The organism is Bacillus sp. es.036 (assembly GCF_002563635.1).
Taxonomy (GTDB): Bacteria; Bacillota; Bacilli; order Bacillales; family Guptibacillaceae; genus Guptibacillus.
This window is the reverse complement of sequence record NZ_PDIZ01000003.1, coordinates 429831-453712: the sequence shown is the minus strand read 5'-3', so window position 1 is coordinate 453712 and position 23882 is coordinate 429831. Positions and strand designations below refer to the sequence as shown.

Genomic DNA, 23882 nt, shown 5'->3' with positions numbered 1-23882 from the left:
TCAAAATGTATTTATCTAGTATAGCATAGCGCCTTACTCAGACCTTTCGCTTTGTTTTTTCGGCATTATAATCGAAAAAACAACTCCCTGATCCAAATTGGTTACTTCTGCTATTCCTTTGTGACGTTCCGCAATTTTTTTGACGATCGCAAGTCCGATACCAAATTGCCCTTTATCACCTTTTTGGAACGGTTCAAACAATCTATCTTTTTCTACTTTTTGAAATGATAGTGGTTCACCATCATTATAGACTTCTAATATAAGGCGTCCTTCATCCTCACGAGCCATTAAGTGAATCTCACTGTTAGCATAGCGCAACGCGTTTTGAACAAGGTTGTCCATAGCCGTTAACATTTGTTCATGTATTGCCGTCAGTTCTATCTGTTCCCCTGATATCGAAAACGTCACATCTTCCCTCTGATACATGAATCGTTCACGAAGTTCTTCAGCAAGGACCCCAAAGCGAAATGTTTCCCATTTTCCTTCAGGCTCATCAATTGAATCCAGCTTAATATACGTCAGCATCCCTTTTACACGTTGCTCCATCCGATCGGATTCATTTAAAATGACTGTCATCGTATTATCGAGTGAATCAGGCATGACGCCATCTTTAATAGACTGCGCATAGCTTTTGATGATCATTATCGGTGTTTTCAACTCATGAGAAGCATGTTGGATAAATGTTTTCTGCGCTTTATCATATCTCATTAAGTTCTGCCTCATTGATTCAAATTGATTGGAAAGTTTCTGAAACTCCTCATCACCTTCCCATTTGAACGGCTCCTTCCAATTGCGGTTTGCAATTTGCTCAAAACGTTCCCCAAGCACGGTTAAAGGTCTTCGCAAATATTGCGCAATCCACGCTGCAGGAAAAAGGCTAAGAAACAAAGCAAAGAGTAAAATGATAATTAATCTCCACCAGAGGCGGTCAATCATTTGATTGCGATACGTATCCCACATATAAGAAATAAAGTATGCTTCTTGTCCATTCACATCAACTTTGGATATCACATAAAACAATGATGCCTGGTTATTATACGTGAGTTCATAACGTCCTTTATCTTTCTTCTGATCCAGCGCATTTTTGCGCATTTCAATAATAACTTCATCCGGAATTGGATCTCCTTGTAGTGGGCCACTATACAGTCTTGTAATCAATGTATGTCCCACTGACCGCTCAGCGTCTCTCCGCTCAATAAAATCTTGATCTGTTTGAGGTGGAAGTGGACCATCCTGATCAGGAAACGTATATCGTTGTTGCTCACTCTCAATAATCTGGTACGTTTCTTCTGTTAACGTTCCTTTAATAGAAAGAGGATAGATAACCGCAATCACGACGCCCACAAGCAGTACTAGAATCATAAACGAGAGCCAAATCCGTTTTGTTAAGTTCAGGCGAATCATGTGATTAACCGATAACCAAGTCCATAAGACGTCTCAAGATTCATGCGGGGCATTTTCTTTCTTACACGTCTAATCACATCATCAACGGCGCGATCTGACCCAACATAATCGTCTCCCCAAACATGAACAAGAATTTGTTCTCTAGACAATGTTTGATTAACATGATCAACTAAATAAAGAATTAAGTCCATTTCTTTCGTTGTTAATTCAACAGGCTCTCCTCGATCTAGCACTTTTCTTGAAACAGGGTCAATTTCATATTCTACAATTTCAAATCGTTTTTGGGAAGATTGCTGATACACTCGCTTTAATAGCTTTTTGGCGCGAATGATTAGTTCTCTCGGCATGAATGGCTTTGCAATATAATCATCACTTCCTAATTCAAGACCAACAATGCGATCAAGATCTTCATCTCTTGCTGAAATAAAGATAACCGGCACATCGTCCTCTGCCTTAATTTTCTTTAACAATTCATATCCATCAATTCCAGGAAGCATAATATCCAATATCCAAAGATGACAGGATTCGTGAATGCTTTCGAGCGCTTCTTCACCACTCAAAAAAGTTTTTACTACAAATCTTTCCTTTTCCATATACGTTTTTAATATTTGAACTAGATTCTCTTCGTCTTCAACCAAGTGTATTTTGTAAACTTCTTCCATAAATTCACCTCATTAAATGATCTTTTTTATTTATCACATCAGATGAACGTTCAAGTACATGCATCTTGTCATTTATCCCAACCGTGGTAGCTGTATGGCATGTTAATAAAACCACTTGATGTTCTTTAGAAAACTTCTTAATAAATGCTTTCGCAAGATTCGTCCGTTTTTCATCAAAATTCACAAAAATATCATCAAGAAAAATTGGCATTTCTACTGCAGATATAGAAGCAAGTGCGAGTCTTATACACAAATATAATTGCTCAGCTGTTCCCCTACTTAATTCAGATGGTTTGTACGCTCGTCCGCTCTTATGAACAACTCGAAAAGGTTCACCTTCTAAAGGTGGATAAATAGCGGTGTAACGCTCATCTGTAATTGTTTTGAAGTATTCTTCTGCTTTCTTCATCACAGCTGGTAGGCGTTCTTCTTGATATCTTGCTTTCGCTTTCGCTAGAAGATCAGATGCTACTTTCATGACAGACCATTTTCTGGCATATGCGTTAATCTCATCCTCCTTTTGCTGCCGTTGCAAAAGTAGCTCATCATACGTGCCATCTTCTGTTAAAAGACGAATTTTTTCTTGCTCACCAGCTATCTGCTTGTAAAGCGTCTGCTGCTTCTCCAATATAGACGTTTCTTCCTGCTCTACTTGTTGACGCTGATCCTCTAATTCTCCCACAGTTGTAAACCTCACAGATGTATCCTCACCGAGCTGAGATGAAAGAGTAGCAAGCTTTTGGTTCAGCTCTTTTGCTTCTTGATGAGCTTTTCCTTTTGTTCGATAGGCCTCTTCGCCTTCTGTCTCTGCTAACAGCATTAGCCCCTCTATTTCCTCATTGCAGCTGTTTAATTTTGCAGAAACCTCATCGCACTGCTCCTCTAGGGATTTTAACTTACTTTTCGCCAAGTCAACTTTTTTCAAACTTTCTCTTTGTTCTTCCGCTTTTTGGAGCACGCGTTGAATCGCATTTTCAGGCGTTTGATAGTGTAAATTCACTTTGTCACATAAACGCTTCATTCTATCTTCGACCAAGGCTAAATGAGAGTCAAGCTCCTCTATCTGCTTCTGCTTTTGATGACGGTCCGTCTGTAGCTTCTTGATTGAAACTACCCTGTCAAATGCGTCTAGCAATGATGTAGAAGGTAAATTTTTTGGAAACGAATGACGTACGAGCCACTCCTCCAAATCCTTATCAAGTTGATACCTCTCTGCTTCCCAGAGATCCACTTTTTCTGCAGCTTTCAAGTATGCACGGTTAAGGCGATCAATTTGATCTTTTATTTGTTCAGCTTGTCGAGTCCACTCTCTCTCACGGATCAGTGCCTCATCTTGCAAGCCGCCTTTAGAGGCCTTGGTTGTGTAAGTCATAAGGATTGCTCCACCGATAACAATAGCCGCCGCTACGAAACCAAGAAGCCAATTTTCTGCTAAACCTATCACAATCAGAAGTATGATGGCGACTGCCATCATCTCAAATGGCCGCTTTTGGGTTGAAAAGCTTTCTCTCTCTCCCTTTTTATGCTTTTTCTCAGAAGCAATGCGTTCTTTTATGCGATTGAACTCATTTTCTTCTTTCTCAAGATCTTCTTTAGCCGTGAGGAATCCCTCATTAACGTATTGGTATTTCTGATTTGATTGCTGGTAGGCTTCTGTGATTTGTTTTAAGCTTTCACGCCCTGAAAACGACGTCTTCACAGGTTTTACTTTTTCTTCAGTTTCTCCTAATTCCTGCAACTCTGATTCAAGTGTTTTCTCAAGTGATAAAAGTTCTTGCTTACGTCTTCTTCTTTCTTCTGTTCTTCCTCGGTAAAGAATCATTTCTTCGTTCAAAGAGGAAACTTCTTGTAAGAACGTTTTTGCATCAGGAAGAAGATGATCAGGATGAATTTCTGCTTGTAGACCCTGCTTTCTTTTCTTTAAACTTTCTAATTCCCCAGATAAAAGGACAGACTGTTCTTTCCATTTATCGAACCTCCCAAGTCCCTCCTCTGGAAAAGGATCGAACTCAGGTAGAGTATCCAATAAATGATGAAGCTTCTGTTTTTGTTTTAGAAGAGGGAAAATTTGTTTCTCATAATCAAGGGTTCGCTGCTCAGATTGAAGGAATTGCAACCTTTCTGCATTGCCCTTCACTTGTGTTTCTAACTTCTCGACCTTCTCGATCAAATGGTTATAGCTCTCGTTTTTCTTCTCCCATTCGTTCGTCTTTTTCTTTAATAACTCATAGCTTTCCAGTTTTTCATTAAGTTGTGGTTTTCTACCACCTGGCTTAAAAATTTCGCCTTGCCACTTTTCAAAGTTCTTTTCAATGGCAAGTAATGAAGCCCCACCGCTCATACCGGCTTCATATAATACTTGATTCCAACCTTCTTCATCATAGTATTGATAGTCATTTAGCGTTGTCAAATTACAAAAGAAAATTTGTCTAAAGCTCGTTCGATTCATTCCCTTTAATAGTGCCTTTAAATCGTCACTATCTCCAAATGAGCCGTTCGAATAGTAGATCACAACCTGTTCAGACGTGCGATCTTTCGTTCTTTCAATTCGAAACATTTCTCCATTATTTTCAACAGAAAGCACTCCTCCAAAACGCGGCAGTTGATTCATCTTATAGTTATTTTCTTGACGAGCCTGAAAGCCAAATAAGACGTATTCGATAAACGCAATAAGCGTTGATTTTCCTGCTTCGTTCTCTCCAAATATAAGTTGCAATTCAGTTGAAATATCTTCGATTCGATCGTTTTCAAACTTTCCGAAACCATAGATTTCGATGCCATTAAGTTTCATTACTCGCCATCTCCTTTTGAATCAATGAGGTAGGTGAGCAAAAGTTCTTCCGCTTCTTTTATTAACTGACTTTCATCTTCTAATGGATGAAGTGCCTTTCTCGCTCGCCTGTGGCTATAGAGAGGGGATATGGCTTCTTTCAGATCATTTTGCTCATAGTGGTCTGAAATAAAGAGAATGTCTTGTAAAAAGCCACTCTGCTCTTTTAAACTGTCCCGATCCCATGAAGGCATAGAATGCAAAGATAATTTGTACGGCCACACAAATCCGTTATCTTCCATGTCTCGATTTAATTGGAGCGTCTGGAGAAGGTCATCTAATTGGTTTGCATACAGCAGATCTGTATGTAATGAACTTATCCCGATAAATTCAAAATTGATTAAATGCCCGCCTGTAGAGAAGTTTTCCTGATTCAGTATTTCTTCACAAACGTTTAGAAGTTGCTCCATGGAATTACATTTCCCAATATCAACAACTGGCCTATGCCATGTAACATCAGACGTTTGATGAAAAACCGTGAATGGATCAGCATCGCTTAACTTTACAAAATAACATCCCTTTTTGCCACGTTCTTTAGAATGAGCCCCCTGGATGTTTCCGGGATACACGATCGGTGGATTTTCCAGTAACTCTGTCCGTTGATGAATATGACCAAGCGCCCAATAATCGAAGTTTTTTTCGATTAATTCACTTAACGTAAACGGGGCATAAGCAGAGTGCTCCGTCTGTCCTTCTAAATTTCCGTGAAGCATTCCGATTTGGAAACTCTCTTCATCCGTCCTTTGATAAGCACTTACCATCCGTTCATTCACATGACGAGTTGGATAACTAAATCCATGAATCCAGGCAACCGTCTTTTCTTCTTGCTTGAATGGAACAGCTTCCACTTCCTCACTGAAAAAGTAGCTTGATTCTGGCCAAGTTAAAGCAGCCCACTCTCCGTCCAGTGCATCATGATTTCCATGGGAAAGATAGCTATAAATCCCCGCTTCATCTAATCTCTTTAACTCTTGTAAGAGAACCATCTGTGTCTTTATGCTACGATAGCTACTATCAAACAAATCTCCAACAAAAAGGACAAAATCGACACGTTGCTGAATAGCAAGATTAACGATAGCGCGCAAAGAGCGATAAGCACTTTCTCGAACAAATTCATGAATCGAAGTTGGTAATTGATTAGCACCGGTGAATGGTCTATCTAAATGTAGATCCGCACAGTGCAGAAAGGATACTTCTTTCATCACTCATCTCCCTTTCAAATGCTCTCTACCATTCATTTTACCATATCTAATCGAGCGCACGTTCGTACGCTTTCACATTCTTTACTCACCTGCATCGAACACTTATGAGCCCAACCGATGAAGATGTAAAAAATAAATAAGACCCGAAGAAACCATATCTCCGGGTCTGCTAACTTCTTTTCTTTTGATGTTATTGTTCACGTTTCGATAACTTTAATGCTTTTCCAATGTCTTTTAATGAAGATGACTTTCCATACATGAGAACACCACCTCGGTAGACTTTCGCGCCCATAATGCCAAATAACACAATTGCTCCAACGAGCAACGTAAGGCTTAGAGCTACTTCCCAGAATGGAATCGAGAGCATTCCTACACGTAAAAACATGACGACCGGAGAGAAAAACGGGATATAGGATGAAATCGTGACAAATGTAGAAGATGGGGTACTTAGTCCGAACATCGCTATAAAAAAGGCAATAATAATAAGAAGCTGTATTGGCATGATCATCTGCTGCACTTCTTCGGCTCTACTAACGAGTGAACCGACCATAGCAAGAATCGTTGCATATAGTAAATACCCAAGAATAAAGAATACAATCGCATAGACGATAAGCGAAGTTGACAAGTTGCCGAAATCAAGAAATGAAAGGAATCCTGTTTCTGTGAGTTCGTCTTCCTGCATTTGCATAAACAGATAACCACTCGCAATAATAATCGCGTATTGCGTTAAACCAAGCAAAGCGATTCCAAGAATTTTGCCAAACATTTGCTTTACGGGAGAAACACTTGATATTAAGATCTCCATCACTCGTGATGATTTCTCAGTTGCTACTTCAACAGCTACCATATTCCCATAAAAAATGACTGAAAAGTAGATAACGAACAAGAGCACATAGACAAACACGCGCGCTTGATTCAATTCCTCCTCCGTCTTTGCCCCTTTTTCTAAAGCTACTTTCTCAAACTGTACAGGCTGATCAATTTGATTAAGCTGCTCCGGAGTCACGCCAGCTTTTTCAGCTGCGAGTGTACTCTTCATTTGTTGAAGAGCTGTTTCAATCACTTGAGGAGTGACTTGTTCTGCCACCGTCTCCGCTTTATAAAGACCTGTCGGTTCGAGAGCTTCGTTTTCTTCTAGAACCAAGTAGCTGTCAAGGTCTCCCTGTTCGACCGCCTCTTCCGCTTCATCTTCTGTTCCCTCGAACTTTTCTAAGACAATTTCCGCGTCCATCATCTTGATTTGATTTTCAAGGGATGGATAAAACGAGCCAGTATCAATTACCCCTACACGATCGGCCTCACTTGAATCGAACGTATTCATAATGGTTGAGATGTTCGTAATTAAAAAAATCATCAATAATGTAATAACCGTCGTAATAATAAAAGCTTTGGACTTTAATCGGTTTAAATACGTCTGGGATAGGACGATGAAAAACTTATTCATATGCCGCACCCACCTTTTCGATGAAAATATCATTTAATGACGGCTCTTCTAATTCAAACTGTCGAACAAACCCTTTACTTACCAACTCCCGTAAAACGGTTTGAGACACTTGTTCATTTTCAATTTGAACGATGCTATGATTCAATCCCTGTTTCAATCGAACAACTCCGGCAACGTTTTCTAAAAAGGCAACGTCAAAATCTGCATCAATTCGAATATTCTTTTTTCCATATGAACGTTTAATTTCTTTTAAATTTCCTGATACAACTGCTTTTCCTTTATGTAGGATACAAAGATGCTCACAGAGTTCTTCCACATGCTCCATACGATGACTGGAAAACAAAATGGTCGTCCCACTCTTTTTCAAATCAAGCACCGCCTCTTTTAGTACTTCAACATTTACTGGGTCAAGACCACTAAAAGGCTCATCAAGAATGAGCAATTCCGGTTTGTGAATAACACTTGCAATAAATTGAATTTTTTGTTGGTTTCCTTTCGATAGTTCTTCTACTTTCTTGTCAAGGTACTCAGGGACTTTAAACCGATCAAGCCATATCGCTATTTCCTTTTCAACTTCTGCTTTCTTCATTCCTCTTAACTTACCAAGATAAATGAGTTGTTCTTTCACTTTCATCTTTGGATAAAGACCGCGTTCTTCAGGTAGGTAGCCAATTAAATGACTGGAATCATAAGAGATCCCTTCTCCCTTCCAACTAATGGTTCCTTTTGTTTGATCAATAAGTCGCAGTAACATCCGAAAGGTGGTGGTTTTACCCGCTCCATTCCCACCGAGCAAACCAAAAATCTCATTCTCTGGAATAGATAAATTAAGACGCTCAACTGCTGTAAAAGCGCCAAACTGCTTTGTAACATTTTGAAATTCGAGCATAATTTCCCCCTCTTAATTGATCTTACTTCATTCGAAACACTCCTCGATAAGTATAACGCTTGATTCATCTAAAAGATTCATTTTTTCAGAAAAAAGTGACAACAAATTGATCAATCGGTAAACTACTAATAGGAGGGGATTACATGGAAAAATACATTATCACGGCATTTGAAAAAAGTGGCGCTACCGTTCTTGATGAAAGTTTCGAGGCGCAAGACGACAAGGAAGCTAAAAAAGTAGGCGAAGAGCTGTTGAAACAAAAAGGATTTGAAAATCATACGGCACGTGTCGTATCATCTGCAGGTAAATTGATCGTCTTAAAAAGATAGCCCAAACGGACTACCTCACAAAAACCGCCCGTCCATAAAGGACGAGCGGTTCTCTTTTGATTACTTTAAGTTAATCCAAACGCTCTTCACTTCTGTGTAGTTATTTAGTGCATAAGAGCCCATTTCTCTTCCGATACCAGATTGCTTATAGCCACCAAACGGAGAAGCGGCGTCAAACGCATTGTAGCAGTTCACCCATACCGTTCCAGCTTTTATTTTGTTTGCAACATAGTGAGCAGACTTCAGATTCTCTGTCCAGAGTCCAGCTGCGAGACCATAGTTCGAGTCATTTGCTCGTTCGATCACTTCATCAAGGTCTTCAAACGGCATTGCCGCAACAACAGGGCCAAAGATTTCCTCTTTTGCAATGGTCATTTTATCATCTACATCAGAGAAAATGGTTGGCTGGACGTAGTATCCCTTATCATAAGGAACTTGTCCACCAGTCAGTAATTCTGCGCCTTCATCTTGTCCTTTCGAAATATATTTCATAACTCGCTCGTGCTGTTCAGCCGATACGAGTGGGCCCATTTCAGTATCAGGATCCAAGCCAGCTCCCTGCTTGATCTTTTGACTATGGCTTACTAAGTCAGCCATCACATTATCATATGCTTTCTTCTGAACAAAAAGTCTTGATCCCGCACAGCAAACCTGGCCCTGATTAAACATAATACCACTTAACGCGCCTGGTATCGCTTTTTTCATATCAGCGTCTGGTAAGATAATATTTGGAGACTTCCCACCTAGTTCAAGCGTAACCCTCTTCAAATCATTTGAAGCCTGATTCATAATATATTTCCCAACCTCAGTCGACCCAGTAAATGCAATTTTATCCACATTTGGATGTTTGACGAGTGCATCCCCTGCCGTCTCACCATATCCTGGTACAACGTTCACAACACCTTCAGGGAAACCAGCCTCTTCCATCAATTGAGCTAAGTAAAGTGCTGAAAGCGGCGTTTGCTCCGCAGGCTTAAGTACAACCGTACAACCAGTTGCAAGAGCAGCACCAAGTTTCCAGGCTGCCATAAGTAGAGGGAAATTCCACGGAATGATTTGTCCCACAACACCTAATGCTTCATGGCGCGTATAGTTAAAGAACGGACCGTTAACTGGAATGGTTTGTCCCATGATTTTGGTTGACCAGCCAGCATAGTAGCGAAAATGCTCAATCGCAAGTGGAACATCCGCATTTTGCGTCTCACGAATCGGTTTACCATTATCAAGCGTATCAATCATCGCAAGCTCTTCTTTATTTTCTTCCATCAAATCAGCTAGCTTATAAATTAAGCGACTTCTAGCAGAGGCAGACATGCGAGACCACGGTCCGCTATCAAAAGCTTTCCGAGCTGACATAACTGCTTCATCAATATCGTCTTTCATTGCTTCACTAACTGTAGCAAGTACTTCACCTGTTGAGGGGTTTAGCGTATCAAATGTTCTACCTGATACCGAATCCTTCCATTGACCGTTAATATAAAGTTGCTTTGTGCCTTTCAGAAATTCCGTCACCTTTGGATTCAAGTCGAGTAATTTTTGCATACTATCCCTCCAGAATTCAAAATTATCAAACATTATACATATTAGCTGTTTTTTCGTGAAAGCCTTTTCATTTCAAGAAAATGATACAAAAGTCGCACAAAAGACGCCTTCATTCCCTACTATTCGTCAGGGTTCGATGAAGGCGTCCGTAAACTTGAGCTACCTTTTTAGTTGGACACGCATTTGCTTTCGAAAAACTTCTTTTACCATATAAGAAACGCCTTGTTGATCATTTGATCGCGTTACCCAGTCGGCAAGTCTCTTTAATTCATACGAAGCATTCCCCATTGCCACGCCAAGACCCGCTTGTCGAATCATTTCAGCATCACAATCTGCGTCACCGATCACAACCATTTCATCCACAGGCACTCCTAATTTCTCCCCTAAAATACGAAGTCCTTTTGCTTTAGAAACGCCTTTTGGAATGATGCCAAAATTACATTTTGTCGATCGAACAACGGATATCGAAGGAATGCGCTCCTCTAACATAAGACGTGCTTCCTCTCTTTCTTCTTCATTAAAGAAATGCGCATCAATTTTTGGAGGAGAGAGGTCTTTCTTTTCTAGATACTCACTTAGTGTTTCCACAAAGTTTACAGGATAGAATAATGGATCTCCTATACCTAGCGTCATCTTTGCTGATAAATAGTTGTTATGCTTCACTCGATTTCCAACAGCTAGCCGTTCATGAATGATGCGAATATGGCAATCGAATTGCTCTAGAATATTAACAATCTTATTAACATCTTCGATTGAAATTCTTTCTTCATAAATTGGCTTTTCAACCTCTTCAGCAATAAAGGCGCCACTATGCGTAACGAGCATGACGTCATCTAACTTCACTGCCCTTGCAATTTTCTTAGCAGATGCAAAGTTACGACTCGTTGTGAGCGTTACGTATACTCCTTTCTCTCTCACATAACTAATGGCTTCCTTCGTTTCTTTGTCAATTTTATGATTAGATCTAAGTAAAGTTCCATCAATATCTAATGCTAGAAGTTGATAAACCATTCAAATCCCTCCTATATAGAAGTACTCCCTTCCCCACTTATCTCTATGACTCGTAACTCTTGTCTTATCACACTAATTTACCTGATTTAAAACGCTATCAGAATTAAGCGTTTAAAAAAGTGACAGTATGGGAAGTTTTAATATGAAACTAGTATTATTACAAATGTATTACAATAACGGAGAGGGGTCTTAGACGTATGACAAAAGGGAAAGAAAGAATCAGATTTGACTGTACAGGAGCATTTAGTGAGCCACATATTTATAAATGTTCTGAATGCGACCATGAATTTAGAGGGATCATTGCCGAAGATAAGAAAACGGATCACCAATTAAACTGTCCTCATTGTTCAGTAGAAGAGACGATCATTACACAACCGACTCAGTTTGAAGTCATTGGCGTTATTGAGAACGCTTCCTAAGCACTTATCCCTTTTATAGCTAATTCCGTGTTTTTGTGCTTATTCGAATGAAGCGCACGTTTCACTCGAATAAACCCAAAATCAAGCACCGAACGCACGAGATACAAAACATATAAAAAACCGCTCATCCTAAGATGAACGGTTTTTTTATTACTGCTGAATGTCTTCTTCAGAGCTACCGTAAAGGTCCTCTAGAGGCTTCGTTACGATTTTGTTAATGTCCTGAATTACCTGGCTCATGCGCTGTTCTTGCTGCATCAACTGGGAAATCACTTCATGTTGCTGCACAAGTTCAACTTGTTGTTGAGCTTTTTGAGCTTCTTCTTCTGTGATCTGTTGACCAGACATTTGCTTCTGTTGAAGCTCCATTTGCATGTTGCGGAAGTTATCAAAAAGTTTCTTTGATACTTCATCTTGATTTACCTGATCGTATAATTCTTTAAGCTTCGTGTAGTCCTCATGCTCGCGCATTGCGCTTTCTAATTCGTATGCTACGTCGTAAAGATTTTTCTCTGCCATTCTATCTACCTCCTTAGTAAGTGAGGATTATTTCGCTCTCATAACCCTATACTTCCCCACTATAACAAAGACTGAAACGAAATTCATCCCAAAAGGGTGATGATTATGCCTTGAATTAATCCAATCATACCTCCGAGTACTGCTCCTAGATACGTAATCATTTTAAATTCGCGCCTAGATATCGATAAAACCATTTCTTCAAGACGTCCTACTGAGAACGTCTCAACCTGACTTTTTACTACATCAGCAAGGTGCAATTGCTCCATGAGCGGCTGCAAATTCTGACTTAGGTACTGACCAGCTGCATCCACTATTCTTGGCACAAAGTCTTCAATAATACGCTGTTTATAAGGCTCTATTGCTTCTGATAGGCTTAGGTTCATCACATGCTGAATTGGAAGTTCATTCACAATAAGGTTCGTTATTCCTTGCACGAGCTCTTCTGAATCGAATTTGTCTTCAAACGTTTCTAATTTCGTTTCTTTAAGCGATTGCCATTCTTTCTCCAGCATCGTGATGATAACATTTTGAATATCTTTTTGCTTTAAAAGACGAAGCAGCTCAGGTTGCACCTTATCGACTAATCTTGTATTCGTAAAAAACATATTAATCATACTTCCAAGCGTTCCACGGTCAGCAAGATAACGATCAATCATGACAGATAGTTTGTTCTTTCCTTCAGAAGAAGCGATGTAGTCACTGATTTTCGTTAAAATAAGATCTGCAATCGGTTCGATTGCGCCATCAATTCTCTCCTGTGTTTTCTCTGGAAGAATCTCAGCTAATTCCTTGCTTTTTAAATTCACTAGTTTGGTTTCAATTTTTTTCGTAAGATACGTGCTTGCTTTTAACCTTATTTCTTGCTCGGGATTCTCGAGGTGAAGTAATCGCTTTAAAAGATCCTCGATTTTTTCATCAGACTCTACTAATTTCAACACTTCTTTTTGTGCATACTCAATCATCGTACACTTGAAAACAGGATCATTCATTTTTTGCTGAATTCCTTCAGCAGTTAAAAGGTGTTCAACAACCATTTTTCCAAGTTGCACTGCTAATTCATCTCTTCGCTTCGGAATGAGACCAGGAGTAAATGGAACTTTCCATTTACCTATGTACCGAGCTTCATATGGTCTAAACAGCATTTTAATCGCTAATGAATTCGTGAATCCACCTATTACTGCGCCAATAGCGATCATAAAGAGGATTGTTATAATTATGGACGACATGATACCTCAACCTTTCTATCCTTCACGTTCACATAGTAAACTTCATCTTCATAGTATACGATATCCGCTATTGCCTATCCAGTTAAAGGAAGGTAATAAAGCAAAAAATGTTGAACGAGGGTCTTGAATGAAACTTGCTGAAAAAATTATTATACAACCAGAAAATTCAAGCTCTTCCCAGTCAAAACTTACGTTAACCATTCCAGAAAAAATCGCTTCTAAATGGAAACTGACGGATTCTCCCCTTCCACTGCGATGTGGTGCGGTTGAAGTCAGCGTTTCAATAAAGGTCTATCATACACCATCAAGTCATACCGTATACTGTTCACCTGATCTCCTCCGTTCCCTGTCATTGCCAGATCAAACCATTCCGATTACCATGAGCTTTTGTCATCAGAAACAAATACTCTCACTTGGTCCAATCTTCTGCCTTGCTCTTAATTCTTCTTCAAAAGCAGAGAATCCGTTTGGATCCTATACGGATTTTTGTAAGGAAGTTGCAGAGTATTGCGAGGAACATCATATTCTTTTCTACGTGTATACGTTACAGCCTTGGAATGAAACAAAGGTATCTGGATTCATTTGGAATCAACGAACATGGGTGGAAACGATACTGCCAATACCATCCGTTATCTATAATCGAATCCATTCTAGAAAACTTGAGAATTCTCATTTTATCAAACAATTGAAAGTCTATTGGCAACAACAGAAAATCCCCTATTTTAATGAGTCATTTCTTGATAAATGGGACGTACATCAGAAACTCCTATTATACGATGAGATCGTTCCATATCTTCCTGAAACGGTTCTCCTAGAAGGGTTTGATACGATTGAAATCATGATTACAAAACATCCTATCCTTTATTTAAAACCGTTAAATGGAAGCCAGGGCAAACATATTTTTCGAATCAGTCAAAGTGATAATCTCTTCCATCTTGATTACTCTAGCTTTAATGGCAGTCAAACAATTTCATCTTCTGCCTTACCGAACCTCTACAAGACGATTCGCTTACGATCTAAATATATTCCCTACCTTATCCAACAAGGCATACCTCTCATCGATATTGACGGATGTCCCGTAGACTTCCGAATTCTATGTTTAAAAGGTACTGGTGGGAAATGGTCAGTTGTATCAGCTGTATCGCGAGTTTCCCGAACAAATGAACAATTTGTTTCAAATATCGCACGTGGTGCTCTATTAAAAAAATTCCATGAAGGTCTCGCTCCTTTTGAAGATTCGATGAAAAGCCAACTAATGCGGATTCTCCCTGAACTTGCTCGTGAAGTTTCACAAATCATTGATCGTGAGAGTGAAGGTTTATTTGGGGAGCTTGGAATCGACATGTCAGTGGATCAAGACGGTCATCCGTGGATAATTGAAGTAAACACAAAACCTTCAAAAACCTCAGAGGGAACAACCTTAAGTACCTACCGTCCGTCCGTAAAAGCGCTAATCCGTTTGGTACATTGGTATTCATCCTTATAGAAGGGGGAGATTATGAAATCATTTGGTATTCTCCAACATTCACTTCAACATGAAATGGATTACGTCTCCAAATTAAGTGAAGCTGGAATAGATTTAGGTTTCGACGTCTATCGTTTTTCACCTAGCCAGCATTCTTCTCATCACATACAGGGGCTAAAATACGAACCACTGCAAAAAGATTGGGTGGAAACGAACTTTAAGGTACCGGAATTCATCTATGATCGATGCTTTCATAGCGGAAGCACCACAAAAAAAGAAACAGCTTTTATTAGATGGTTGAAAACGGAATCTAACGCCACTTTCCTAGGTCATGGGCTTCCAGGAAAGTGGGAGATATACAAACACTTAAAGAAAAGCCCTTTACTAAATCGACATATACCACAATCGATAAAGCTTCATCCTCACACGTGTGCTAAAGTACTATCCGATTTACTAACTGAACACGGCAAGATTATTCTAAAACCAATTATCGGTTCACAGGGTAACGGTATCATGCTACTCACTCAAAACCAGGACCAGATTGGTGTTCAAATCAATCATAATGGGCGTATCTTTCATCATACTTATGATAAAACCAGTTCTTTACTAAAAATGATCAGGAGCATTTTAAAACAGCGCGACTATATCGCACAGCAATGGCTTTCTTTGCTTGATCAGAATAATCGACCGTTTGATCGAAGAGTGGTCATGAAAAAAACCTCCTATACAACCTGGGAAGAAATCGGTCGGGCAACTCGTGTAGGAAACCCTGAATCTTTTGTATCAAACTTGCATAGCGGTGGCACCATTCAAACCGACCAAAAGCTTTTAATGTCAGAGTCTGTCTTTCATCAAGCTGAGTCAATAATCAGCCGACTTTCTCATTGCGTAGCTACTATTTTAGAAGAAACTTTCTCTCCATTGTTTGAACTTGGATTAGACTTCGGAATTGATCGATCAGGTAAAGTCTGGTTACTTGAAGCAAATTCAAAACCGGGGCATAAGGCCATTCGGTCGCATCAAGATTACTATACGATTCCATTTTACTATTGCCATTCGCTTATCAGCGAGAAGAAAGGGGTTAACTGCTATGGAGGCAACTCTTCCATTAAAAAAGGATAGTACTTCTCAAGGGAATTTCTATGTTCCAGCCTCTCTGTTTAAGCGTTGGGTCGATCGCATTTCTTTTCCTAATCAGCTATGTTTTGGTTCCAGACGATCCTTTTGCACAGTCTCTCCTCATCCGGATAACAAAGAAGAGTACCTTCTATCAGAAGATTTATGGAAGGTGCTTGGTGTTCCTTCAGAAACGTCTGTTCATCTTTTTGAGAAGGGAAATTCACTTCATATCGGACCGCTAATTGGGATTTTCACAGCAGGTTTTACAAAGGATAGTATGAGACCGATTGGGGAAAGAAGTATGTATTTCGCTAAATTATTGTCAGCTACCTTGAAGTGTGGTGCTATTGGCTTTGCTTTTGGAGCGCATCACATTGATTGGAAAACAGGAAGTATTAAAGGATTGATGTATAACAAACGAGGCTGGTACAGAGTAACCGTACCAATCCCAGATGTTGTTTACGACCGCCTTCCAAACCGAAGCTCAGCAAGCATTGAACAAGTCAGTACGACAATGAAGAAACTTCAGTCGCAATACTTCACCCCCTGGTTTAATCCTGGATTTTTTGATAAGTGGACGATGTTCGAGAAATTAAGCACAGATGAAGCCGTTAAAGATTATTTACCAGAAACGGTTCTAAGTCCTAAAGCAACGATCATCGCAAGCATGTTGAAAGAGTATGAGCAACTATATATTAAACCTGCCAACGGAAGTCTTGGTCTTGGCATTCAGCAAATCTTAAAACCAGCTAATGAAAAGTATTATTATTGTCGCTTCAGAACAGATAAAGAGAACCGACTTAGACGATATACATCACTAGCAAGGCTCCTCAAAACGCAGTACCCAAATGGAATGGACGGTCTCATTGCTCAACAGGGAATTGATTTACATCGCATTCATCACCGTTCAATGGATTATCGCGTTCATACAAACAAAAACAAAGAGGGATACTGGGAAGTCAGTGCGATTGCTGCAAAAATCGCAGGCGCAGGAAGCTTAACGACTCACATGGCATCAAACGGAACGGTTAAAACAATTGGAGAACTCACTTCTGAATATGGCGTAAAGAAGCAGGTAGAAACTGATTTAATGGAGGCTGCCCTTCAATTAAGTCGTGCGATAGATAAAAAAGTCTCTGGCTTTATTGGTGAAATTGGGTTTGATCTTGGTATTACAAAAGAAGGGAAAATTTATTTATTTGAAGCAAATTCAAAACCAGGTAGAGGTATTTTCTCCCATCCGAAATTAAAAGCAGAAGAGGCAAGAACGAGAATGTTACCGATCGAATATGCCATCTTTCTAGCACAATCGACAATCGAAAAGCAACTGGTTACGACAGTATGATTGAATTATTTTATAGTCATGCAAATAAACGCTGGTATCAGCAGAGCAGTTATCAATCCATTTACTGGGGGAAAGAGCCAAATAAGCTCTCTCCCTTTCCCTCTTTTGCTTCTTCTATTATGAAATTGCAGTCGTCCCATGATGCCATCAGGCCTCTTGTCGGAATTCTTGCAGGATCTAACCCCAAGCATCACTTCAGTGGTAATGGCACGATATTCAAAGCCATTCAAAAAGAGCTTACTGATTCTGGCGGACTTTCTTACGTATTTACACCTGATGATATTCACTCATCGTTTATAACTGGTTATCTTTACGATCACTTTTCTCAAAAATGGACAGGTTATCGTTTCCCGTACCCTAACATCGTTTACAATCGGATTCCTGACCGCGAAGAAGAGCACTCCGATAAAGTGACCGCTTTTTTCAGCTTATTAAAGAAGAAAGGAATCCCATATTTTAATCGGTCATTTTTCCAAAAAGATCATGTACTTGCTCACTTATCAGCAAACGAAGAATTATTACCTTTTATTCCAGAGACAGCATCTGTTACCGAATCAAATGTAGAAAAATTTCTCAATACACATCACTCCATATTCTTCAAACCAACTTCAGGTAGTAAAGGAAGAGGAATTTTTAAATTAAATAGAGTAAAGACTGGATTTCATTATATCGATCATGAAAGGAGTTATTTATTTTCAACTTTCTCCTTATTAGAAGAACATCTTGCTGCTCAAATTGGAGAGTCTTACATCATGCAACGTAAAATTAAACTGGCAACACATCAAGGAGAAGCTTATGATTTTCGTGTCCTTTTACAAAAACCGTTCAAAAGCTGGCAGGTCACAGGCATTGGAGTTCGTGCAGCTCCACCTAATGGACTAACAACCCACGTTCCAAAAGGTGGGCGTATTCTTCCGTTTCATAAGGTTGCCACTCAGGAAGATGAAGCGCGACTGACTGCGCTTGCGATTCGTACAGCTGAAGTTCTCGAAGAAAAAGAACAGATGCTCGAATGCTCTTTAGACATCGGAAAAGATCAAGATGGACAGCTATGGATTTTTGAAGCGAATGCAAAACCAATGCGTTTTGATGAACCATTGATTCATCAAGCTTTTATACGTTCCCTCACCACATCTTTTCGAACGTATTCAGCGTATTAACTTCCTATGTTATGATGATAAAAAAGTGGACATGGGGGAATACAATGATTTCGCACTTTCAATATAAATCCGTTGGATCAAAAGTAAGAAAACCTAAATGGGAAGTATCTTTTTTTCACCAAGGAACGTATTACCGTACGCTATACCTTCATACTGGAGAATTCGAATGGTTCCAGCCCGCTCCACCCGAATCGGAACAAAACAAACTTCAGTCTCAAATTCATGAACTTATGCTTTTCCATGTATACGAACAAGATTCATAATCCTCCTCAAGGGAACGCATACTATCCTTATTCAATGAAATAAGGAGATGAATCAGGTTGCCAACTAAAAAAACAGAAGATTCAATGTACGAAGGCCGCGATAAGTATGATATGGATATCGACCGTATGGTAAATGAAGGAATGGCTGGCGGGGCCGTTCATCAAAGTTACAGACAAGCACAAATTGAAGAAGCCATCCCCGTGATGGAACAAGAGCCGCCCTATTCAAGCGTAGAAAAAAAAGATAAAGACAAACAGAAATAATGTAACCAAAGAACCTCTTGCATACGAAGAGGTTCTTTTCGATTCCTTCTCTATTAATTTGAAGCAGCTGATGCGTTATACTAGAGGATAACTGTACACTAGGAGGACCACTTATGAATGCAAAACTTGCCGATTTATATGGAAATGATTATGTCCTCACCTCCGAACAGCCCGATCTGTTCCATTGGTACCGAACCACTGATGGGGAAGAATTCGGGATTCGCAAAACTCGTCTTACGGGACGCGAGAAGGATCTTCTAAATGCCCTATTCCCATCCATTCGCATACTAGATGATCGGATGAATGAGGTTCAAGCAAAATGGGCTTCTCTCCTTTTTGAAGATGCTTCAAGCGTGGAACTTAACCTAAATTCACCTGTCCGGTATATCCATTTTTATTTAAAAGAAGCACCATCCGATCTTTCTGATTTTATCGAGGCTATGACTGGCTTGTTTTCTGAGGAAACCGTGCTCTTGTTTGAAAATGAGAGGAAAGGCGTCCTCGTGCAAGCTAACGAAATAGACGAACAAATCGTTCATGAACTTGAACAAACAGCTGCAGCCCTAACAGCTGACTTTTTTACTGGGATGTCTTTGTTTGTTGGTCAGACAATAAGTCATTCGGATAGCAGTCACTTAAAGCGTGTTTATAAAGCCGAAAAAAAATGGTTTGCTACAGGAAGAGAGCTGATGCCTTCTCAAATGGTTTTCACACACGTGGACATTGTCCCTGCTGTTCTTTTCAATGAAGCGAGTGAAGAAACCATTGATTACTTAATTAAACTCATGGAACCAATTCAACATGACTCTGAACTACTAAAAAGTATCCGGATTTATTTAGAATCAAACTTAAACATTACCCTTGCAGCAAAACAGCTTTACGTACATAGAAATAGTCTCCAATACCGTGTCGATAAGTTTATTGAAAAAACGGGAATCGATGTTAAGAGCTTTCAAGGAGCTGTAATGGTTTACCTTTCTCTTCTTGCCATGGAACTGCGTTAATGGACGCAGTTTTTTTAGTGCGTTACCCATTTCCTCTCACGTCTTTCGGTCAAAATGCACAAAACCTCTGAACAAGTTTGTGCACGCTTACAATTTACGACAGCGTTTTCATAGAGTAGACTTAGAACTAGCAAAAGGAGTTCATTTCATAGGAGGCATTAACATGGCAGAGATCGCACTCAATCACATTTACAAAAGATATGATAACAAATTTGAGGCAGTAAAAGACTTTAACCTTGATATTAAAGATAAGGAATTCATCGTGTTTGTAGGACCTTCTGGTTGCGGTAAATCAACAACGCTTCGTATGATTGCCGGCCTTGAAGATATCTCAGATGGCGACCTCGTTATTGGTGATCGTCGCGTAAATGACGTAGCACCAAAAGATCGTGATATCGCAATGGTATTCCAAAACTATGCCCTTTATCCTCACATGAACGTATACGATAACATGGCTTTTGGTTTGAAACTGCGTAAGTTCGACAAAAAAGAAATTGAACGTCGCGTAACGGACGCTGCTCGTATTCTTGGACTTGAAAGCCTGCTCGATCGTAAACCTAAAGCACTCTCAGGTGGTCAGCGTCAGCGTGTTGCACTAGGTCGTGCAATCGTACGTGATCCACAAGTGTTCCTAATGGATGAGCCACTTTCAAACCTAGATGCAAAACTTCGTGTGCAAATGCGTGCTGAGATTTCTAAGCTTCACCAGCGTCTACAAACAACGACAATTTATGTAACTCATGACCAAACTGAAGCAATGACGATGGCAACGCGTATCGTTATTATGAAAGATGGCCTTATCCAACAAGTAGGAACACCAAAAGATGTATACGATGCACCTGACAACGTCTTCGTTGGCGGATTTATTGGCTCTCCTGCAATGAACTTCTTCCGCGGTACATTAGAAGATGGCTACTTCAAGCTAGGTGATATTCAAGTGAAAGTTCCTGAAGGCAAAATGAAAACACTTCGTGATCAAGGATACTTGAACAAAGAAGTCATGCTTGGTATTCGTCCTGAAGATATTCATGATGAGCCAGTATTTATCGAGTCTTCACAGGATACAAAAGTAAGTGCTGTCATTGATGTAGCTGAATTGATGGGTGCAGAAACTTACCTTTATTCCAAAGTTGCAGATCAAGACTTCGTAGCACGCGTTGACTCTCGTACAGATATTCAAAACGGTCAGAATATCAGCCTTGCGTTTGATATGAATAAATGTCATTTCTTTGATACTGAATCAGAACTTCGCATTCGTTAATAAAATGGCTAAAAAAGCTTCCTCTTAAAGCGAGGAAGCTTTTTTATTTGTCTTTTTGCATGAAGCGGTAAATTAACGTCAATAATGTTTCTTGATTGACTTTAAGTCAAATGCTAACTACAATAAATTTATAATTCACATCAATTTTGTAGGAATTAAAAGGAGGACTTTATTTTGAACAAAAAATGGATGCTAGGGTTGGTACTTGCCTTAACACTTACTGTACTTGCTGCCTGCGGTAGCAATGATAATACAGAGAATAGCGAAGAAGGAAGTTCCAATGAAAAAGAAACACTGTTAATTGGAACGGAAGCAACTTACCCACCATTTAGCTATCGTGATGACAATAATGAAATCACTGGTTACGATGTAGAGGTTGCCCGAGAAGTAGCCGATCGTATTGGAATGAAAGCAGAATTCAAAGCAATTGAATGGAAAGGTCTTCTCTCTTCTCTTGAAACTGAGCGTATCGACATGGTAGCGAACCAGGTGACCATTACCGACGAACGGAAGGAACAGTTCGACTTTACTGAGCCTTATACTTATTCTGGTGGACAAGTGATCGTCAACGAGAATAATGAAGATATTAAAGGCATCGAGGACCTTGAAGGAAAAACAGTTGGAACCACACAGGGAAGTAACTACGCACAAGCTGCTGAAGAAGCAGGAGCTGAAACAAAAATTTACAAAGGCGCAAACCAGGTTCTTACAGATCTTAGTAACGAACGTAACATTGAAGCAGCGATGAATGACCGTCTCTTTATTTTAACGGAACTGCCTGAGCAGGATTATAAAGTAAAAGGCGTTGGAGAAACATTCAACAAAACGGAAATGGCATTTGCACTTCCAAAAGGAAATGAAGATTTGGTTAACAAGATCAATGATGCATTGAAGGAAATGAAAGAAGACGGAACACTCGCAGACCTTTCAAAAGAATATTTTGATGGAGAGAACGTAAGTGAGTGAGACAACTGATGTGTTAATTAATTCTTTGCCCTTTCTCCTTGAAGGGGCGAAGAATACACTTCTTCTTAGTTTCTTTTCCATCTTTGGTGCTTTATTCGTTGGATTAATGATTGCATTGTTGCGTCTTTCTAAAAGTAAAATAGCGACTGGGTTAGCAAAATTATATGTCTCGTTCTTTAGAGGCACTCCACTACTAATCCAATTATTTATTTTGTATTATGGTCTTGTCTCTGTTGATATCCAATTAACAGCCTGGCAAGCCGCATACACTGGCCTTATCTTACACTTTGGAGCCTATATCTCTGAATCATTCCGAGCAGCCATCCTCTCCCTCTCAAAAGGACAGTGGGAAGCTGCGATGTCACTCGGGATGAAAAAATCGTTAATCTACAAAGAAGTCATTTTACCTCAAGCTTGGAGAAGAGCGATTCCACCCGTGTGGAATTCTTTAATTGATATCGTAAAAGCCTCTTCTCTTGCTTCCGTACTGACGATTTCAGAATTAACCTATAATGCAGATCAGATTGCTGCATCAAACTTTAAAGTCTTACCAATCTTATTAACGGCAGCTTTCATTTACTGGTTCTTTACGACGATTCTTAATCTCATCCAAAGTTTTCTTGAGAAGAAATTGTATATTCCATCCTCTTAATAAGATAAAGAGCTGCCCTAACCGGCAGCTCTTTGCTATGTAATCCATTCTTCGATTAAATAGACGTCATTCCATCCGCACGTTGGACAAGATAGAAGATGGGGGCATTCATGCGCTTTGCTTTTATATCCGTCCGCTTTTTTCATTGATTCAATAGGCTCATATGCACTATATTCATCATAATACTCCGCTTCTCTTCCCTTATCCGTTAACTTATCTTCACATACCTGACAAACAAGCTCAATAGCAGCAAAGCTATTACAGAGCGGACATTCAAAAGACATAAAGCCTCCTCCTTCTATGGATAAATCACGTAAGAAGGGATGGACGAATCCACCCCTTACAGCCATGGTATAAAATTATTTTTGGTAACCGCCAAGCTGTTGTTCAGCCATTTGAACCAAACGCTTTGTGATTTCTCCACCAACAGATCCGTTAGCGCGAGAAGTTGAATCTGGACCAAGTTGCACTCCGAATTCAGTAGCGATTTCATACTTCATCTGGTCGATAGCCTGAGCCACACCAGGTACTACAAGGTTGTTAGAGCTTCCTTGTCTGCTTTGTTGTTGAGCCATGTCAATCACCTCCTTTGTACAACTAGTTTGTGAAATCCCGATTTTTATATACCAATATTTTTTGGTAAATAAGTCCATAAAAGCGGAAGTGGGCGATTAGACACGGCAGGCACTGGAGCCTTTTCATTTGAACACGGTCTTTGTGTTCGGATGAAAAGGTGAAGTGACCGAGTGTCTGCCCACTGCAGCTGGATCTAACGAAAAGCACAGACGAGCGTTTAGAAACGGAGATATTGGAACCCTTGAACTAGAACACGCCTTTTGTGTTCTGGTGAAAGAGTGAAATATCGCAGTTTCTGCGAGTCGCAGCTAGACCAAGAAAAGCCGAAGC

24 protein-coding genes are annotated in these 23882 nt (G+C 39.8%); 12 read left to right on the top strand and 12 right to left on the bottom strand.

Going from position 1 to position 23882, the window contains the following annotated elements:
- Window positions 1–33: 33 nt before the first annotated feature.
- The 6 genes from ATG70_RS21125 to ATG70_RS21100 form a co-directional block, all read right to left on the bottom strand.
- On the bottom strand, window positions 34–1404 hold the full coding sequence (locus tag ATG70_RS21125; protein ID WP_098446426.1) for a sensor histidine kinase: 1371 nt from the start codon (window positions 1402–1404) through the stop codon (window positions 34–36).
- The gene (locus ATG70_RS21120) at window positions 1401–2066 is read right to left on the bottom strand and encodes a response regulator transcription factor (RefSeq protein ID WP_098446425.1); all 666 of its coding nucleotides are present in this window, start codon (window positions 2064–2066) and stop codon (window positions 1401–1403) included. The genes ATG70_RS21125 and ATG70_RS21120 overlap by 4 nt, the downstream gene beginning before the upstream one ends.
- A gap of 4 nt (window positions 2067–2070) precedes the next feature.
- Window positions 2071–4857 carry an ATP-binding protein gene (locus ATG70_RS21115; protein ID WP_098446424.1) on the bottom strand — a complete coding sequence of 929 codons (2787 nt, stop codon included), beginning with the start codon at window positions 4855–4857 and terminating at the stop codon, window positions 2071–2073.
- Window positions 4857–6098, bottom strand: a complete 1242-nt coding sequence (locus tag ATG70_RS21110; protein WP_098446423.1) for a metallophosphoesterase family protein — start codon at window positions 6096–6098, stop codon at window positions 4857–4859. Before ATG70_RS21110 ends, ATG70_RS21115 begins: the two co-directional genes overlap by 1 nt.
- Window positions 6099–6288: 190 nt before the next feature.
- The gene (locus tag ATG70_RS21105) at window positions 6289–7542 is read right to left on the bottom strand and encodes an ABC transporter permease (RefSeq protein WP_098446422.1); all 1254 of its coding nucleotides are present in this window, start codon (window positions 7540–7542) and stop codon (window positions 6289–6291) included.
- Window positions 7535–8434 carry an ABC transporter ATP-binding protein gene (locus ATG70_RS21100; RefSeq protein WP_098446421.1) on the bottom strand — a complete coding sequence of 300 codons (900 nt, stop codon included), beginning with the start codon at window positions 8432–8434 and terminating at the stop codon, window positions 7535–7537. The genes ATG70_RS21105 and ATG70_RS21100 overlap by 8 nt, the downstream gene beginning before the upstream one ends.
- 140 nt (window positions 8435–8574) lie before the next feature.
- On the opposite strand from ATG70_RS21100, the gene ATG70_RS21095 reads away from it, so the two are divergent.
- Window positions 8575–8760: a YhzD family protein gene (locus ATG70_RS21095; RefSeq protein ID WP_098446420.1), complete on the top strand. Its 186-nt coding sequence runs from the start codon at window positions 8575–8577 to the stop codon at window positions 8758–8760.
- A 60-nt stretch (window positions 8761–8820) separates the two neighbouring features.
- Here ATG70_RS21095 and ATG70_RS21090 read toward each other — a convergent pair whose 3' ends face one another.
- Both ATG70_RS21090 and ATG70_RS21085 read right to left on the bottom strand, forming a co-directional pair.
- Window positions 8821–10302: an aldehyde dehydrogenase family protein gene (locus ATG70_RS21090; RefSeq protein WP_098446419.1), complete on the bottom strand. Its 1482-nt coding sequence runs from the start codon at window positions 10300–10302 to the stop codon at window positions 8821–8823.
- Between the two features lie 159 nt (window positions 10303–10461).
- Window positions 10462–11313, bottom strand: a complete 852-nt coding sequence (locus ATG70_RS21085; RefSeq protein WP_098446418.1) for a Cof-type HAD-IIB family hydrolase — start codon at window positions 11311–11313, stop codon at window positions 10462–10464.
- A 197-nt stretch (window positions 11314–11510) separates the two neighbouring features.
- On the opposite strand from ATG70_RS21085, the gene ATG70_RS21080 reads away from it, so the two are divergent.
- A complete protein-coding gene (locus ATG70_RS21080; protein ID WP_098446417.1) occupies window positions 11511–11732 on the top strand; it encodes a hypothetical protein in 222 nt (73 codons plus the stop codon).
- Window positions 11733–11882: 150 nt separating this feature from the next.
- Here ATG70_RS21080 and ATG70_RS21075 read toward each other — a convergent pair whose 3' ends face one another.
- Both ATG70_RS21075 and ATG70_RS21070 read right to left on the bottom strand, forming a co-directional pair.
- On the bottom strand, window positions 11883–12251 hold the full coding sequence (locus ATG70_RS21075) for a YlbF family regulator (protein ID WP_098446416.1): 369 nt from the start codon (window positions 12249–12251) through the stop codon (window positions 11883–11885).
- An 83-nt stretch (window positions 12252–12334) separates the two neighbouring features.
- Entirely contained in the window at window positions 12335–13477 is a 1143-nt protein-coding gene (locus ATG70_RS21070; protein ID WP_098446415.1) for a DUF445 domain-containing protein, read from the bottom strand.
- Between the two features lie 127 nt (window positions 13478–13604).
- Here ATG70_RS21070 and ATG70_RS21065 point away from each other — a divergent pair, with 127 nt between their 5' ends.
- From ATG70_RS21065 to ATG70_RS21020, 10 genes are all read left to right on the top strand, one after another.
- Window positions 13605–14963, top strand: coding sequence for a YheC/YheD family endospore coat-associated protein (locus ATG70_RS21065; protein WP_098446414.1), 1359 nt, complete (start codon window positions 13605–13607; stop codon window positions 14961–14963).
- A gap of 12 nt (window positions 14964–14975) precedes the next feature.
- Entirely contained in the window at window positions 14976–16064 is a 1089-nt protein-coding gene (locus ATG70_RS21060) for a YheC/YheD family endospore coat-associated protein (RefSeq protein ID WP_098446412.1), read from the top strand.
- Window positions 16033–17406: a YheC/YheD family endospore coat-associated protein gene (locus ATG70_RS21055; RefSeq protein ID WP_098446411.1), complete on the top strand. Its 1374-nt coding sequence runs from the start codon at window positions 16033–16035 to the stop codon at window positions 17404–17406. The genes ATG70_RS21060 and ATG70_RS21055 overlap by 32 nt, the downstream gene beginning before the upstream one ends.
- A complete protein-coding gene (locus ATG70_RS21050) occupies window positions 17403–18566 on the top strand; it encodes a YheC/YheD family endospore coat-associated protein (protein WP_098446410.1) in 1164 nt (387 codons plus the stop codon). Before ATG70_RS21055 ends, ATG70_RS21050 begins: the two co-directional genes overlap by 4 nt.
- 44 nt (window positions 18567–18610) lie before the next feature.
- Complete coding sequence (locus ATG70_RS21045) at window positions 18611–18829, top strand: DUF5342 family protein (RefSeq protein WP_098446408.1); 219 nt, start codon at window positions 18611–18613, stop codon at window positions 18827–18829.
- Window positions 18830–18913: 84 nt separating this feature from the next.
- A complete protein-coding gene (locus tag ATG70_RS21040; protein ID WP_098446634.1) occupies window positions 18914–19093 on the top strand; it encodes a hypothetical protein in 180 nt (59 codons plus the stop codon).
- A 113-nt stretch (window positions 19094–19206) separates the two neighbouring features.
- Window positions 19207–20097, top strand: coding sequence for a PucR family transcriptional regulator (locus ATG70_RS21035; protein WP_098446407.1), 891 nt, complete (start codon window positions 19207–19209; stop codon window positions 20095–20097).
- Between the two features lie 163 nt (window positions 20098–20260).
- Complete coding sequence (locus tag ATG70_RS21030) at window positions 20261–21358, top strand: ABC transporter ATP-binding protein (protein WP_098446405.1); 1098 nt, start codon at window positions 20261–20263, stop codon at window positions 21356–21358.
- 174 nt (window positions 21359–21532) lie between these two features.
- Entirely contained in the window at window positions 21533–22324 is a 792-nt protein-coding gene (locus tag ATG70_RS21025) for a transporter substrate-binding domain-containing protein (RefSeq protein ID WP_257147827.1), read from the top strand.
- Entirely contained in the window at window positions 22317–22976 is a 660-nt protein-coding gene (locus ATG70_RS21020; protein ID WP_098446404.1) for an amino acid ABC transporter permease, read from the top strand. Before ATG70_RS21025 ends, ATG70_RS21020 begins: the two co-directional genes overlap by 8 nt.
- A gap of 35 nt (window positions 22977–23011) precedes the next feature.
- Here ATG70_RS21020 and ATG70_RS21015 read toward each other — a convergent pair whose 3' ends face one another.
- Together ATG70_RS21015 and ATG70_RS21010 are read right to left on the bottom strand one after the other, a co-directional pair.
- Window positions 23012–23260, bottom strand: a complete 249-nt coding sequence (locus ATG70_RS21015; protein ID WP_098446402.1) for a hypothetical protein — start codon at window positions 23258–23260, stop codon at window positions 23012–23014.
- 75 nt (window positions 23261–23335) lie between these two features.
- Entirely contained in the window at window positions 23336–23551 is a 216-nt protein-coding gene (locus ATG70_RS21010) for an alpha/beta-type small acid-soluble spore protein (protein ID WP_048313244.1), read from the bottom strand.
- Between the last annotated feature and the right edge of the window lie 331 nt (window positions 23552–23882).

Coding starts and splice junctions, on each gene's coding strand:
- ATG70_RS21115 (WP_098446424.1), bottom strand. CDS start 4,857: ATGAAACTTAATGGCATCGAAATCTATGGTTTCGGAAAGTTTGAAAAC.
- ATG70_RS21070 (WP_098446415.1), bottom strand. CDS start 13,477: ATGTCGTCCATAATTATAACAATCCTCTTTATGATCGCTATTGGCGCA.
- ATG70_RS21060 (WP_098446412.1), top strand. CDS start 14,976: ATGAAATCATTTGGTATTCTCCAACATTCACTTCAACATGAAATGGAT.
- ATG70_RS21010 (WP_048313244.1), bottom strand. CDS start 23,551: ATGGCTCAACAACAAAGCAGACAAGGAAGCTCTAACAACCTTGTAGTA.
- ATG70_RS21045 (WP_098446408.1), top strand. CDS start 18,611: ATGATTTCGCACTTTCAATATAAATCCGTTGGATCAAAAGTAAGAAAA.
- ATG70_RS21095 (WP_098446420.1), top strand. CDS start 8,575: ATGGAAAAATACATTATCACGGCATTTGAAAAAAGTGGCGCTACCGTT.
- ATG70_RS21050 (WP_098446410.1), top strand. CDS start 17,403: ATGATTGAATTATTTTATAGTCATGCAAATAAACGCTGGTATCAGCAG.
- ATG70_RS21065 (WP_098446414.1), top strand. CDS start 13,605: ATGAAACTTGCTGAAAAAATTATTATACAACCAGAAAATTCAAGCTCT.
- ATG70_RS21015 (WP_098446402.1), bottom strand. CDS start 23,260: ATGTCTTTTGAATGTCCGCTCTGTAATAGCTTTGCTGCTATTGAGCTT.
- ATG70_RS21035 (WP_098446407.1), top strand. CDS start 19,207: ATGAATGCAAAACTTGCCGATTTATATGGAAATGATTATGTCCTCACC.
- ATG70_RS21085 (WP_098446418.1), bottom strand. CDS start 11,313: ATGGTTTATCAACTTCTAGCATTAGATATTGATGGAACTTTACTTAGA.
- ATG70_RS21080 (WP_098446417.1), top strand. CDS start 11,511: ATGACAAAAGGGAAAGAAAGAATCAGATTTGACTGTACAGGAGCATTT.
- ATG70_RS21125 (WP_098446426.1), bottom strand. CDS start 1,404: ATGATTCGCCTGAACTTAACAAAACGGATTTGGCTCTCGTTTATGATT.
- ATG70_RS21105 (WP_098446422.1), bottom strand. CDS start 7,542: ATGAATAAGTTTTTCATCGTCCTATCCCAGACGTATTTAAACCGATTA.
- ATG70_RS21120 (WP_098446425.1), bottom strand. CDS start 2,066: ATGGAAGAAGTTTACAAAATACACTTGGTTGAAGACGAAGAGAATCTA.
- ATG70_RS21030 (WP_098446405.1), top strand. CDS start 20,261: ATGGCAGAGATCGCACTCAATCACATTTACAAAAGATATGATAACAAA.
- ATG70_RS21090 (WP_098446419.1), bottom strand. CDS start 10,302: ATGCAAAAATTACTCGACTTGAATCCAAAGGTGACGGAATTTCTGAAA.
- ATG70_RS21110 (WP_098446423.1), bottom strand. CDS start 6,098: ATGAAAGAAGTATCCTTTCTGCACTGTGCGGATCTACATTTAGATAGA.
- ATG70_RS21055 (WP_098446411.1), top strand. CDS start 16,033: ATGGAGGCAACTCTTCCATTAAAAAAGGATAGTACTTCTCAAGGGAAT.
- ATG70_RS21040 (WP_098446634.1), top strand. CDS start 18,914: ATGTACGAAGGCCGCGATAAGTATGATATGGATATCGACCGTATGGTA.
- ATG70_RS21075 (WP_098446416.1), bottom strand. CDS start 12,251: ATGGCAGAGAAAAATCTTTACGACGTAGCATACGAATTAGAAAGCGCA.